General features: G+C 71.1%; 11 protein-coding genes. 1 reads left to right on the top strand and 10 read right to left on the bottom strand.

Translation table 11 applies throughout. The annotated features are described in order from the left end of the window. Window positions 1-12: 12 nt before the first annotated feature. The 6 genes from ACLBWP_RS06125 to ACLBWP_RS06100 form a co-directional block, all read right to left on the bottom strand. A complete protein-coding gene (locus ACLBWP_RS06125) occupies window positions 13-1,545 on the bottom strand; it encodes a C40 family peptidase (RefSeq protein ID WP_447654496.1) in 1,533 nt (510 codons plus the stop codon). Between the two features lie 124 nt (window positions 1,546-1,669). Then, window positions 1,670-2,668, bottom strand: a complete 999-nt coding sequence (locus ACLBWP_RS06120; RefSeq protein ID WP_447654495.1) for an ABC transporter permease — start codon at window positions 2,666-2,668, stop codon at window positions 1,670-1,672. Next, entirely contained in the window at window positions 2,665-3,603 is a 939-nt protein-coding gene (locus ACLBWP_RS06115) for an ABC transporter permease (RefSeq protein WP_243563054.1), read from the bottom strand. The genes ACLBWP_RS06120 and ACLBWP_RS06115 overlap by 4 nt, the downstream gene beginning before the upstream one ends. Further along, on the bottom strand, window positions 3,600-5,261 hold the full coding sequence (locus ACLBWP_RS06110) for a dipeptide ABC transporter ATP-binding protein (RefSeq protein WP_447654494.1): 1,662 nt from the start codon (window positions 5,259-5,261) through the stop codon (window positions 3,600-3,602). Before ACLBWP_RS06110 ends, ACLBWP_RS06115 begins: the two co-directional genes overlap by 4 nt. After that, the gene (locus tag ACLBWP_RS06105; protein WP_243563052.1) at window positions 5,258-6,925 is read right to left on the bottom strand and encodes an ABC transporter substrate-binding protein; all 1,668 of its coding nucleotides are present in this window, start codon (window positions 6,923-6,925) and stop codon (window positions 5,258-5,260) included. The genes ACLBWP_RS06110 and ACLBWP_RS06105 overlap by 4 nt, the downstream gene beginning before the upstream one ends. A 177-nt stretch (window positions 6,926-7,102) precedes the next feature. Then, on the bottom strand, window positions 7,103-7,921 hold the full coding sequence (locus tag ACLBWP_RS06100) for a cation-transporting ATPase (RefSeq protein ID WP_447654493.1): 819 nt from the start codon (window positions 7,919-7,921) through the stop codon (window positions 7,103-7,105). Between the two features lie 599 nt (window positions 7,922-8,520). Between ACLBWP_RS06100 and ACLBWP_RS06095 the strand changes: the two genes are divergently transcribed. After that, window positions 8,521-8,955 carry a hypothetical protein gene (locus ACLBWP_RS06095; protein ID WP_447654492.1) on the top strand — a complete coding sequence of 145 codons (435 nt, stop codon included), beginning with the start codon at window positions 8,521-8,523 and terminating at the stop codon, window positions 8,953-8,955. On the opposite strand, the gene ACLBWP_RS06090 is transcribed toward ACLBWP_RS06095, so the two are convergent. From ACLBWP_RS06090 to ACLBWP_RS06075, 4 genes are read right to left on the bottom strand one after another with little or no spacing between them, the layout of a single operon-like run. Further along, a complete protein-coding gene (locus ACLBWP_RS06090) occupies window positions 8,862-10,169 on the bottom strand; it encodes an FAD-binding protein (protein WP_447654491.1) in 1,308 nt (435 codons plus the stop codon). The two genes, ACLBWP_RS06095 and ACLBWP_RS06090, sit on opposite strands and share 94 nt — an antisense overlap. A 3-nt stretch (window positions 10,170-10,172) precedes the next feature. Continuing rightward, entirely contained in the window at window positions 10,173-11,696 is a 1,524-nt protein-coding gene (gene araA, locus ACLBWP_RS06085) for an L-arabinose isomerase (protein ID WP_447654490.1), read from the bottom strand. Further along, complete coding sequence (locus ACLBWP_RS06080; protein WP_447654489.1) at window positions 11,693-12,409, bottom strand: L-ribulose-5-phosphate 4-epimerase; 717 nt, start codon at window positions 12,407-12,409, stop codon at window positions 11,693-11,695. Before ACLBWP_RS06080 ends, araA begins: the two co-directional genes overlap by 4 nt. Continuing rightward, entirely contained in the window at window positions 12,406-14,094 is a 1,689-nt protein-coding gene (locus ACLBWP_RS06075; protein ID WP_447654488.1) for a xylulokinase, read from the bottom strand. Before ACLBWP_RS06075 ends, ACLBWP_RS06080 begins: the two co-directional genes overlap by 4 nt. Window positions 14,095-14,192 lie beyond the last annotated feature (98 nt).

Raw genomic sequence — 14,192 nt, 5'->3', positions numbered from 1 at the left:
CCCATCGATGCCCTACTGCGCGAGGATGGCCGGGCTGGTGCCGGCCTTCATCCCCACCGCGAACGCGGTGGCCGCGTCGTCGTTGGTGACGGTCCACAGCGCATTCGTGTTCGTCTGGACGGCGACGACGTACCCGCTGCCGACCGAGGCGATCGACGGGCTGGTGCCCGCGGCCATCCCGATGTCGAACGCGGTCGCAGCCTTGCCGTCCGTGATCGTCCACAGCGAGCCGGCGTTCGTCTGCACGGCGATCACGTACCCGCCACTCGAGTTCGGCAGGATCGCCGGGCTGGTCCCCGCCTGCATCCCCACCGGGAAGGCGGTCGCCGACTTCGTGTTCGTCACGCTCCACAGCGCACCCGTGTTCGTCTGCGCCGCGATCACGTACCCGCCCGAACCGGTCGCGGTGATGGCCGGGCTGGTACCGGCCTGCATCCCGACGCCGAAGTCCGTCGCGGCCTTCGTGTTGGTCACGCTCCACAGGTCACCGCTGTTGGTCTGCACGGCCACGACGTAGCCGCTGCCGACCGCTGCGATCGACGGACTCGTCCCCGCCTTCATCCCCACGGGGAACGCGGTCGCGGCCTTCGTGTCGGTGATGGTCCAGAGCGCATCGCTGTTCGTCTGGACGGCGATGACGTACCCACCTCCCGGGGTCGCGATGATCGACGGGCTGGTCCGGGCCTGCATCCCGACCGGGAACGACGTGGCGTCGCCGTCCGAGGTGATCGTCCACAGCGCCCCGCCCTGGGCCTGGAACGCGGTCACGTACTTGCCGCCCGGCAGGGCAGCCACGGACGGACTCGTCCCCGCGGCGACACCCACCGGGTAGGCGGTTGCCGCCTTGCTGGCGGTGACGCTCCACAGGGCGCCGGTGTTGACCTGCGCTGCTGTGACGTACGACGTCGCGTGGACGGTCGTGCCGCCGGTTCCGGTACCCGCGAGCGATCCGTCCGGACGTCCGACGACGCTGAGCAGCTGCTCGCCGGGCTCGGTCCAGAGCTGCTGTTCCTTGACGCCTTCACCCGGCGCGGCCGCCGCGATCATCCAGCCGTTGCCGAGGTAGATGCCGTCGTGCAGGAAGTTTCCGCTGGTCGTGCCGTCGCTGGTCCAGAACAGGATGTCACCCGGCTGGGCGGCGGATCGCGCCACCATCTTGTTCTTCAGAGCGTTGTAGGTGTCTCCCACGACCGGCCGCGCAGCGCCACCGGACAGGTCGATCCCGGCCTGCAGGTAGCTCTTCCAGACGAGCCCCGAGCAGTCCCAGTCGTTGGGCCCGTTGCCTCCGAGGACGTACCGGGTCTGGGCGTTCGGCCCGCCGTCGCTCGTGCTCCACATGCTCTCGGCGTACGCGATCGCGCTGTTCGACTGCGCGGTCGGGCCGCCGCCGGTGTTGGTGCCGGGCTGCGCTGCGAACGCGGGGACCGCGATCCCCAGCGATGCAACCACGGCGATCGCGGCAACCGCGATCATGATGAACTTCTTCTCGACTCGCTGTCGGACCGACGTCGCCGTCGTTCCCGAGTCCCCCTCTGTGATGGTCACGGTCGAACTCTCGACCTCGGTCAGGAACGCCGACAAGTCCTCCTTCCAGAGGACGTCGCAGTCGCACCGCCTGTTTGCTGGGGCACCGACGACGAACGTGTGGACAGTCTCAGCGACGCGCGGCCTACGCCCGCCGGCGCACCCGCGGGTCGACGACGGCATAGACGACGTCGACGATCACGTTCGCGGTGACGACCAGGAACGCCGAGAACAGTGTGAACCCGACGACGACCTGCAGGTCGAGCGTGTGCACGGCGTCGATCAGCAGCGCGCCGAGACCCTGCATCGAGAACACCTTCTCGGTGATGACGGCCCCGCCGAGCAGCGACCCGAGGTCCAGCCCGAACAGCGTCACCACGGGCAGGATCGCCGTGCGCAGCCCGTGCCGCACGACGACCTGACGCTCGCGGATGCCCTTGGCGCGGGCCGTGCGGACGAAGTCCTGCGACATCGCCTCGAGCATCTCGCCGCGGGTCAGTCGGGCGTAGATCGCGGCGCTGATGAACGCCAGCACACACCACGGCAGCACCAGGTGCGTCAGCCACCCGACGGGGTCCTCGGTGAAGGGCACGTACCCGCTGGTCGGCAGCACGCCCAGGACGAACCCGAACAGCAGGATCGACAGCAACCCGATCAGGTACGCGGGCGAGGACACCCCCGCCACCGCGATGCCCATCACGGTGCGGTCGAGCACGGATCCGCGGCGCAGGGCCGAGGCAGCTCCCCCGGCGACACCCGCGACGAGCCACAGCACCGCGGCACCGACGGCGATCGACGCGGTGACGGGCAGCCGGGTCAGGATGAGCGAGGTGACGCTGTCGTGCAGCTGGAACGAGTACCCGAAGCACGGGGCGGCGCAGTGGATCGCGGACGTACCGGCGCCGAAGGTCCGCCCGGTGAAGATCCCGCCCAGGTAGGCACCGAACTGCGCGATCCAGGGCTTGTCGGTACCGAGGAACGCCTGCACCTCTGCCAGCCGGTCGGGGGTGCACGGCTTGTCGCAGATCGCCCGCGCGGGGTTCGTCGGCAGCAGCATGAACAGTGCGTAGGTCACCGCGGCGACCACGAGCAGGACGACCACGGCGCCGAGCACGCGGAACAGCAGGAAGCGCAGGGCGCTCATCGGGTGCCTCCCCGTGGGTCGAGGGCGTCGCGCAGGGCATCGCCGAGCACGTTGAACGCCAGGGTGATCAGGAACAGCGCGGCACCCGGGAACACCAGGTACATCGGGTCGGTCTGCACCCAGCCGATCGCGTCGCCGATGCTGCGGCCCCACGACGGTGTCGGTGGGGTGACGCCGACGGCCAGGAACGACAGCGCGGCCTCGGCGCCGATCATCGACGGGATCGAGATCGTGGCGTAGACGGTGATCGTCGCGGCCAGGTTCGGCAGCAGCTGCGTGCGGATGACGTGCCAGCGTCCGGCGCCGAGCGCGGTCGAGGCGACGACGTAGTTCCGTGTCCGCAGCGACAGCGTCTGGCCACGCACCACGCGGGCGACGGCCGGCCAGCCGAAGAAGCCGATGACCAGCACGACCAGCAGCGGCTTCGGGAACGACGTCGGCACGATGGCGGTCAGCGCGATCATGAAGACCAGCGAGGGGAAGCCGAACATCACGTCGACCACGCGCGACAGCACGCGGTCGTACCAGCCGCCGAAGAACCCGGTCGTGACACCGACCAGCACGCCGATCACGATCGACATCCCCGTGGCGGCCAGGCCGATGCCGAGCGAGGTGCGCGCGCCGTAGGTCACGATCGCGAACAGGTCGCGCCCGGTGAGCGGCTCGACGCCGAACCAGTGGTCCGCGCTGACACCACCGAGCGATCCACGCGGCGCGCCGAAGGAGTTGAGTGCGTCGATGTTGTAGCCGTACGGGTCCTGTCCGCTGAGGCCGGCGATCACCGGAGCGAGCACGGCGACCAGCAGGAAGACGACGATGACAACGGCCGAGGCCACCGCCCACCGGTCGCTCCGGACCCGGCGGACGACGGCGCGGAAACCGGTCGAGCGGGCGGCCGACGCCGAGATCGGCCGTTCGACGACGTTCGCGGTCACGAGGCAGCCTCCGTCAGTCGACGCCAGGCAGCACGACGCTCGGCCTGGCGGGTGGGGTCCGCCACGGGTGCGGCGGCCAGCAGCATGCGCGTGTAGTCCTCGTGCGGCTCGTCGAGCACGGCCTCGGTGGCACCGCGTTCGACCACGAGTCCGTCACGCAGGACGATGACCTGGTCGGCGAGCTGCCGCACGACGGCCAGGTCGTGGCTGATGAGCAGCATGCCGAACCCGAAGTCGTCCTGCAGCGCGGACAGCAGGTCGAGCACGGCCGCCTGCACGGTGACGTCGAGCGCCGAGGTCGGCTCGTCGGCGATCACGAGTGCGGGCCGGAGGGCCAGAGCACGGGCGACGGCGACGCGCTGCCGCTGCCCGCCCGACAGCTCGTGCGGGAACCGCTCGGCCCAGGTCGGGTCGAGCTGCACCGCGACCAGCAGGTCGTGCACGCGCGTGGACCGCTCGGACGGCGAGACCCCGTGCACCAGCAGCGGTTCGGCGATGCTCCAGCCGATGGTCTGTCGCGGGTTCAACGACGACGCGGGGTCCTGGAACACGATCCCGACGCGGCTGCGGACCTCGCGCAGGCGACGTCCACGCGCGGTGCGGAGATCGCTGCCGTCGACCTCGACGGACCCGGCCACGACCGGCACCAGGCCGGCGAGGGCCCGCCCGATGGTCGACTTGCCGGACCCGGACTCCCCCACCAGGCCGAGCGTCTGCCCGGCGTGCAGCGTGAAGTCGATTCCCGAGACGGTCGGCGCACCGCGCCGGTCGTAGCGGACGCTCACGTCGCGCACCTGCGCGACCACCGGACGGGAGGCCCCACTCGCCTCCGCCGTGTCGGCTGCGGGCCGGGCAGGCGTGGCGGACGGGTCCCGAGCCTCCAGTCCGGGGACGGCGGCCAGCAGGGCACGCGTGTACGCGGCCTGCGGTGCACCGAACAGCGCAGCGACCGCGCCGTGCTCGACGGCCTCGCCGCGACGCATCACCAGGACCTCGTCGGCGACGTCGGCCACCACGCCCATGTCGTGTGTGATGAGCAGGACGGCCAGGTCGCGCTCGCGACACAGGTCGCGCAGCAGGTCGAGGATGCCCGCCTGCACGGTGACGTCGAGCGCGGTCGTCGGCTCGTCGGCGATCAGCGCCACCGGGTCGCCGGCCAGCGCCATCGCGATCATCGCGCGCTGCAGCTGTCCACCGGAGAGCTCGTGCGGGTACGCGCGGCGGATGCGGTCCGGGTCGGACAGCCCAGCCGAGCGCAGCAGCTCGTCGATGCGCGCGGAGACACCCGCACGATCGAGGCCTCGGGGGTGTGCCCGGACGGCCTCGGCGATCTGCGTGCCGATCGACAGCACGGGCGTGAACGAGTTCATCGGCTCTTGGAAGACGACCCCGATGCCGGCACCGCGAACGGCACGCAGCTGCTCGGTCGACGCGCCCACGAGCTCGTCGCCGCGGAACCGGGTGCTGCCCGACACCCGGGCCTGCGGCGGCAGGAGCCCGAGCACGCTCATCGCGCTGACGGACTTGCCCGAGCCGGACTCCCCGACCAGGGCGAGCACCCGTCCGGGCGTCAGGGTGAAGGAGACGTCACGGACGACGGGCTCCGCGTCGCCGAACGCGACGTGGAGCCCCTCGACCTGCAGGATCGGATCGGTCACTTGGCGAGCGACACCGTGAGGTAGTTCGGGTACGCCGGGAAGTCCGCGATGCGGAAGTCGGCGACGTTCGAGCCGGCCAGGAACGACTGCTTCGCGTAGATCAGCGGGACAACGGGGGCGTCCTCCATGATCTTCTCGTCGGCTTGGGCCCACAGCTTCTGCGCGTCCTGCTGGTCGACCGTGCCGGTCGCCTTCGCGATGAGCGCATCGACGTCGGGGTTGCTGTACTTCGACACGTTGTAGCCGCCGCCACCGATCTGCGACGAGGCGTACAGCGGCTGCAGGTTGGCGTTCGCGCTCGGGAAGTCCGGCTGCCAGCTCGACAGCGACAGGTCGAAGTCGGTGCCGTTCGTCGTCGCCTGGGTGAACGAGTCGTAGTCGAGCGGCTTGAGCGTCACGGTGATGCCGGCACGCTTGAGCCCGGACTGCAGCGCCTGGGCCTGCGCCAGGTACGTCGGGTCGTTCTGCGTGACGAGGGTGAGCTTGAGGTCGGTCGCCCCGGCTTCCTTCAGCAGCTGCTTCGCCTTGTCGACGTCACCCGTGGCGCTCGTCTTGTACAGGTCGTAGTCCTGGCGCCCGGCGATGCCCGGCGTGATGAGCGTCGACGCGTACGACCCGGCGAGCGCACCACCCGCAGCGATGCGGAAGGACTTGCGGTCGACGGCGTACTGCAGGGCCTGTCGGACCTTGAGGTCCTTGAGCTGCCCGCGCTGCGTGTTGATCGCCATGTAGGTGATCGGGCCGGCCTTGCTCGTGGCGAGACGGTCCTGCGCGGCGGGGTTCGAGCGCACCTGGTTCAGCTCGGCGGCACCCAGGTAGATCGCGCCGAACGAGTTCTTGGCGTCACCGTTGTCGGCGATCAGGCTCTGCGTGATGGTGGAGGCGTCCTGGCCCTCCTTGAAGACGATCTTCGACGGACCGGCGGTGCGGACGGTGTCGGTCTTCGCGCTCCACTCCTTGTTGCGCACGAGCGTGACCTGCGAGCCCTGCGTGTTGGACTGGATCTGGTACGGGCCGCTCGCGACGGGCTTGGCGTCGTAGGCACCGGTGTCCGTGCCCTGCCCCTCGGGGACCGGCGTGAACGCGGGCATCGACGCCAACCACGGCCAGTCACCGTACGGCGCGTTGAGCTTGAAGACGATGGTCGAGTCGTCCGGGGTCTCGATGCTGTCGAGCGTCTTGCCCTCGAACGGCCCCTTGTAGCTGTCGCCGCCGACCAGCAGCGACTTGTGGTAGCTCAGGCCACCGGTCAGGGTCGGCGCGAACGAGCGCTCGATGCCCCACTTGATGTCCTTGGTGGTGATCGCGGAGCCGTCCTGGAACTTCAGGCCCTGCTTGAGGTGGTAGGTCCAGGTCTTGCCGCCGTCGCTCGAGTCACCCGTGTTGGTCGCCAGGTCCGGCACCACCTTGGCGGTCTTGCCCGGCTCGACGCTCCACGTGGTCAGGCGCCGCGCGACCAGGCCCATCGACGTGATGCCGAGGCTCTGGCTGGTCGCCGGGTCGAAGTGCAGCGCGGTCTGGGGCGTGAGGATGTTGAGCGTGCCGCCCTTGCTGGTGCCGGAGGACGCGTCGTCCGAAGCGCCGCCGCCCGAGCAGCCGGTGAGCACCAGGGCTGCGGCTGCGGCGACGGCGGCGGTGATGGTCAGGCGCTTGGGGCGTCTCATGACGGTGGTGCTCCTCGGAGGGGGTGGTTGCTGCGGTGCACGCGGCGGACTGCACGCCACGGCGGCGTCCATCCTGGCACCGCGCAGGGCTGGCGGCACGCGAGAGGACGCACGACGAAACAATCCAAGCCGTGCGTCCCTGCCGCCATTCCCGATCCGTGGGACCGACACACGGGGTCAGCGGTCGAACAACCCTCCGAGCAGGTCGTTGCCGAGGCCCGACGCCTGTTCCCCGAGGCCGGACGCCTGTTCGCCGAGCCCGGAAGCCTGCTCTGTCAACCCGTCGACGCCGGCGCCCAGGTCCCCGCCCAGGTCGGCCAGTCCGACGTCGCCGAAGCCCGACGCGATCCCCTCGAAGTCCAGGCCGAGGTCGGCAGCGCCTGCCAGCACTGGTCCGGCCGCCGCGCTCATGACCGCGCCGCCGGCGACCGCCACCGCGATGCCGCCGAGCGCCATCGCGCCGGCGCCGACGGCTGCACCACCGAGGACACGGCGGGCCATGCCAGGCCGTGCGACCTCGCCGCGGGTCATCGCGCGCGCCAAGCCACCTGCCGAGGCGTCCGCGGGCCGGTCGTGCGGCGGGAGCTCGGCGTTCATGCGCTGGAGCACCTGCTGCCGCTGCTCGGGGGTGAGCCGCGCGAACGCGTCGTGGTGGACCTGCTCCAGCTGGTCGGGCGATGCGGTGCGCAGCAGGTAGTCGTACTTCGCCAGCGCCACCTTGTCGGCGTCGACGGGGCCGGGCTGCTGCGGGCGGGTGTGCTGTTGCGGCTGGCCGTACTGCTGCTGCGGCGGACGCTGGCCGTACTGCGGCGGCTGCGGCTGGCTCCGGTCGTCGCCGGTCAGCTTGTCGGCTGCGCTCCGCACCATGTCACGCCAGTCGGTGCCACCCTGCGGCGGCTGCCGGTTGCCGACCGGGGCACTCCCCTGGCCGCGCTGCTGCATCTGCTTGCTGATGACCTTCGAGGCCATGCCGATGAATCGAGAGAGGTTCGCCATGCGTCGACCTTTGCGTTCTCACATGTGAACGCTCAGCACCCCGGCGGTGCATCACCCGGAGAACCCATCTCGATCCCCTGGGAGCTCGACTGGAACATCAGTATCGCTAGGCTGGACGTGGGGGCGCATCACCACCGGAGTGCGACCCCAGGGCGAACGAGTGAAGCCCGGAACTGCGACAACAGTTCCGGGCTTCGGTTCGCTCTCCGAGTGGAGAGCCAGGGGAAAACAGACTTCCCCGAGTCGAACACTCGGGAGTCAGTGTAGCCGAGCCCGCTCGGCTCCACACCCCTGGCCGACTGCTCCTCGTGTCCGCCGGTGATGACACCAGGAGGTACTCGATGTCCGACGACGACGAGCGCCGGCCCAGGCGTCAGGTCCCGTGGCTGGGGGTCGCGAGCTTGCTCGTGACCGTCGCACGGTTCCTGCACGACCTGTACCGCAGGGGCCAGTGAGACGGGCGGTCGCGTCGCAGCCAGCGGCGCGACCGCTCCTCGTCGTCGAACAACAGCCAAGCCACCCTGATGTCTTCGCCCGCACACCGCGCCCCTGGCATGGGCGGGACGAGATCCCCAGGCTTGCTTCGAGGAGTTCTGGCAATGACGTCGAACCGTGTGTTGTACAGCAATGTGAAGCCCTATGCCGTACCTGCGCGTCTCGAAGACCTCCACGGACCGGAACGCGGCCTGCTCGAACTCCCCGTGAATGTCTACTGGGGACCGAACCCGGTGGTGTATCTCGACACGGACGACGGGGTCGACAAGGCGTACCAGTCGGTGATCCAAGAGGGCCGCATCGAGGACCTCGTCGCGATCCTCAACCCGACTCGGCTCCGCTCGGTCTGGGCCGATCTCTTGATCCCCGGACGAGCGCGCGCTGCCTGGGAGAACCGGTTCCCGGCGCTGGCCGCGTCATTTCGCGCCACGCCACTGACGGCCCGTCAGCCCAGCACGCGCTCCAGGAACGGGTTGCGGAACCGGCCGGCCGGGTCGACTTCCCGCGCCAGCGCCGCGAACGCCGCCAGCCGCGGGTAGGCCTGGTGCAGCCGCTCGGGTGACGCCGCCGACACCTTGCCCCAGTGCGGCCGCGGGTCGAACGGCGCGAGCACGTCCTCGATGACCGGCAGCAGCGACACGACGGCCCCGGGGTCGCGGTGGAACGTGAAGTGGAACGCCACCGAGTCGCGCTCGGAGCTCGGCGCGAGCCAGGCCTGGTCCGCGGCGATCCGTCGGATCTCGGACACGAACAGCACCGGGGCGAGCTGGTCGCCGATCGTGCGGAGCGCCTGGATCGCGGGCACGGCGGCCTCGGCGGGCACCAGCCACTCCGCCTGGATCTCCTCGCCCGCCGACGGGGTGAACGCCGAGCGGAAGTGCGGCAGCCGCTCGTGCCACGGCCCGGGAACGCCCTGCTGGTCGGTGACCCCCGCGACGTCGGACCCCGGCACGGGGTGGATCGGCGCGGTACCGGCGACGGCACCCACAGCCTGCAGGTCGAACACCGGTTCGTCGCGATCGGTGCGGCGCTTGGTCCAGACCTGTCGGACGCCCTCGTCGGTGTAGCCCGTGAACATGCTGACGCTGTACCCGGCGGACATGACCGTCTCGAAGTGCTCGTCGACGACGTCCCACCCGAGCCCGGTGTGCACGGTCGTGGCGACCTGGAACGACGGCTCGATCGCCAGCTCCACCGTCGTGACGACCCCCAGCGCACCGAGTGCGACCCGGTGGGCGTCGAGCTCGGCACCGGCGACGGCGCCGACGTCGGCGCCGACGTCGGCGCCGACGACGGACCCGGCGCCGACGCCGGACCCGGACACCCGCGCGAGTGAACCGTCAGCACGCACCAGCTCGAGGCCGACCACCGACTGCGCGAGCGACGGGTTGCGCACCCCGGAACCGTGGGTGCCGGTGGCGACCGCCCCGGCCGTGGAGATGTGCGGCAGGGACGCCAGGTTCGCGAGTGCCCAGCCACGGGCCTCCAGGGCGACCGCGACCTGCGCGTGCGTCATGCCGGCCGCGACCCGGGCGACACGTCGCTCGGTGTCGACCTCGACCACCTGCGGCAGGTCGGCCAGCGTCACCTGCACGGCGTCGGTGTCCGCGATCTCGTTGAACGAGTGCGTGGACCCGAGCGCCGTCAGGCGCGGCGTCGACGCGACGAGCGACTGCAGCTCGTCGACCGATGTCGGGCGTGCCAGGGCCGAGGCCCGGTACGTGACGTTGCCCGCCCAGTTGGCGCGTGCCACGGGTCAGAACCCGCGGTCGAGCCGGTGCCAGGTCTGCTGGCCCCGGACCTCGTCGCGGAAGCCGCGCGAGGTCGTGTGCTCGTCGATGACCAGGAACTCGGTGCCGAGCATCGTCGCCAGGTCCTCGACCACCTGCAGCCCCACGGCCGTCGTCATGACGGTGTGGTGGGCGGCGCCGGCGGTCAGCCAGGCCTCGGCGGCGACGGGGAACGACGGACGGGGCTCCCAGACGGCACGGCCGACGGGCAGCTTCGGGAGCGCCTCGGTCGGCGGCACCACGTCGACGACGTTCGCGGTCAGCCGGAACCCGTCGCGGGTGTCCGACAGGGCGACCACGACGGCCTCACCGGAGTCGGCCGTGAAGACCAGGCGCACCGGGTCGTCCTTGCCGCCGATGCCGAGCGGGTGGATCTCGAGCGTGGGCTTCGTGGACGACAGGGTCGGGGAGACCTCGAGCATGTGGGCGCCGAGGATCTTCTCCGCACCGGGCGTCAGGTCGTACGTGTAGTCCTCCATGAGCGAGGCACCACCGGGCAGTCCGGCGCCGGCGACGTTCATCGCGCGCACCAGCACCGCGGTCTTCCAGTCACCCTCGGCTCCGAAGCCGTAGCCGTCCGCCATCAGGCGCTGGACCGCCAGGCCCGGCAGCTGCTTGAGCGTGCCGAGGTCCTCGAAGTTCGTCGTGAACGCGGCGGACCCGTTCTGCTCCAGCAGCGCGCGCAGGCCCAGTTCGATCGCGGCGCCGTCCCGCAGCGACTGGCGACGGGCGCCGCCGTCCTGCAGCTCCGGCACCAGGTCGTACGACTCGTCGTACGAGGCGACGAGCGCGTCGACCGCTGCCGCGTCGCCTTCCGCGTCGGACACCGCTGCGGCCAGCTCGTTCACGGCCCAGGTGTTGACCTGCACGCCGAGCTCGATCTCCGCCTCGGTCTTGTCCCCCTCGGTGACGGCGACGTAGCGCATGTTGTCGCCGAAGCGCGTGAGCTTGAGCTCGCGGATCGCGGCGGCACCGGCGGCGGCACGGCTCCAGTTCGCGACGCGCAGCTGCACGCGCTCGTCGGAGACGTGGCCGATCGCGGTCGCATGGCGCACCCCCATGCGGGCGAGGGCGTAGCCGAACTCGCGGTCGCCGTGCGCGGCCTGGTTGAGGTTCATGAAGTCGAAGTCGATGTCCGCCCAGGGCAGCACGACGTTCGCCTGCGTGTGCAGGTGCAGCAGCGGCTTGGTCAGCGCGTTCAGGCCGCCGATCCACATCTTGGCGGGGCTGAACGTGTGCATCCAGGCCGTGACACCGATCACCTTGTCGTCGGCGCTGGCCTCGATCAGGGCGCGGCGGATGCCGTCGGCGTCCTTCAGCACGGGCTTCCAGACGAGCGTCACGGGCACGTGCGGCGCCAGCTCGGCGTGCACCGCGCGGCTCTGCTCCTCGACCTGGCGCAGCGTCTCTTCGCCGTACAGGCCCTGCGAACCGGTGAGGAACCAGATCTCGTAGCTGTCGAGCGTTGCTCGGGGGTTCACCTGCGTCATCGCATGGCTCCTTCAGGGTTCTGTCCGTAGACGTTCTGGTAGCGATCGAAGAGTCGATCGATGTCTTCGGGGGCGATCGGCACGAGGTCGCCGCCCTGCTTGGCGATGTGCACGGTGCGTGCGACGTCCTCGCACATCACCGCGGCCTTGACGGCGTCCTTCGCGTCCTTGCCGATCGTGAACACGCCGTGGTTCTGCATGAGCACCGCACGGCTCCGGTGACCGCTGAGCGTCTCGACGATGCCGTGGCCGATCGAGTCGTCGCCGATGATCGCGAACGGGCCCACCGGGATCGGGCCGCCGAACTCGTCCGCCATCGCGGTGATCACGCACGGGATCTCTTCGGCGCGGGCCGCCCACGCGGTGGCGTACGTGGAGTGGGTGTGCACGACGCCGCCGACCTCGGGCATGTTCCGGTAGACGTAGGCGTGCGCGGCGGTGTCGGAGCTCGGGCCGTGGGCGTTGCCCCAGCCGTCCGCGGGGACACCGTCCAGCGTGCAGACCACCTGGTTCTCGGGGGTCAGGTCGTCGCTGGAGACCCCGCTGGGCTTGATGACGAACAGGTCGGTGCCGGGGACGCGCTCCGAGACGTTGCCGCCCGTCCAGATGACCAGGCCGTAGCGGACCAGCTCGCCGTGCAGGCGTGCGACGCGTTCGCGGGTGGCGGCCACCGCCTGCTGGGTGGTCGGGTCCTGCGGGCTCGGATCGGTCATCGGGTCGGCTCCTTCTCGGTGCGGTCGGCCGGGTCAGCCGCGTCGGACTGGAGGCCCGGCTCGGCTCCGTCCGTCGGCTCGCCGTGGGCGGTGGGTCGGGTCGCGGCCACCGCTGCGGCCTGCAGCGGCAGCCCGGCGCGGAAGCGCGCCAGGTAGGCGCGGAAACCGGCGACGTCGCGCTCGTCCGGCTCGGCCACGTGCACGCTGTCGCCGCCGAAGACCTGCGCGGCCAGGTAGGTCGTCAGGTCGGTGTCCCCGGCGTGCTGCAGGTACGCCGCGAGCACCGCGATGCCCCAGGCGCCGCCCTCGCCCGCGGTTTCCTCGAGCGCGACGGGCACCTCGAGTGCGGCTGCGAGCAGCTGCTGCGGGGTGCCGGGCGTCCGGAAGAGCCCGCCGTGTGCGGTCATCCGGTCGACGGCGACGTCCTCGCCGTGCAGCACGTCCATGCCGATCGCCAGGGTCGCGAACGCGCCCTGCACCTCGGCGCGGACCAGGTTGCCGAGCGTGAAGCGGCCGTCGGGACTGCGGACGAGCACCGGTCGGCCGTCGGCGACCCCGGTGACGGGCTCGCCCGCCAGGTAGTTGTAGGAGAGCAGACCGCCGGCGTCCGGGTCGGCGTCCGCCGCCTCGGCCAGCAGCGTCGCGTACACGTCGTCGATGTCGACCCGGGCGCTCCCGGTCCGCTCGGCCGCAGCGTCGGAGAACCGGCCGAACACGCGGGCCCACGCGGCGATCTCGCTCGCACCGTTGTTGCAGTGCACCATCGCCACAGCGTCACCGGCGGGGGTGGTGACGACGTCGAGCTCCTCGTGCGGGGTGCCGAGGGGGCGTTCGAGGACGACCATCGCGAAGATGCTCGTGCCGACGCTGACGTTGCCGGTGCGGGGCGCGACCGCGTTCGTCGCGACCATGCCGGTGCCGGCGTCACCCTCCGGCGGGCACAGCGGCACGCCGGGCTCGAGCGTGCCGGTCGGGTCGAGCCACGCGGCACCCTCGGGCGTCAGGGTGCCGGCGTCCTGTCCGGCGACCAGGACCTCGGGCAGGAGCGCGCGGACGTCCGCGCCGATCAGCGCATCGGCGGTGGTGAGCATCCCGGCGTCGTAGTCGCGGGTCGAGGGGTCGATCGGGAACATGCCGCTCGCGTCGCCGACACCGAGGACGTCCCGACCCGTCAGACGGTGGTGGACGTACCCGGCGAGCGTGGTGACCCGGGCGGTCTCGGCGACGTGGGGCTCCTCGTCGAGGACGGCCTGGTACAGGTGCGCGACGGACCAGCGCAGCGGGACGTTGAAGCCGAAGTGCTCGCTCAGCTGCTCGGCCGCGGGTCCGGTCGAGGTGTTCCGCCACGTGCGGAAGGGCACGAGCAACTCGCCGGCGCCGTCGAAGGCCAGGTAGCCGTGCATCATCGCCGAGACGCCCGCGGCGCGGAACGACGTCGGGCGGACGCCGTACTGCGACTCGACGTCGGCGACCAGGGCGGCGTACGCGGCCTGCAGTCCGGACTCGACGGACTCGAGCGAGTAGGTCCAACGGCCGTCGACGAAGGCGTTCTCCCACTCGTGGTCGCCGCTGGCGATCGGGCGGTGCTGTTCGTCGATCAGGACGGCCTTGATGCGCGTCGATCCGAGTTCGATCCCCAGGGTCGTCCGGCCGTCCGCGACCTGCTGTCGGCGGTCCTCGCCCATGGTGTCCTCCCGAGACTCCGTCGTCCGTGCCACCGTCATCGGGTGAGCGCTCACATCCTGGCACGTGAGCGCTCACTCCCGCAACGCGGCGCGCACGG

It is taken from the genome of Microbacterium sp. M1A1_1b, assembly GCF_053345565.1.
This window is presented reverse-complemented; position numbering and strand designations above follow the sequence as displayed.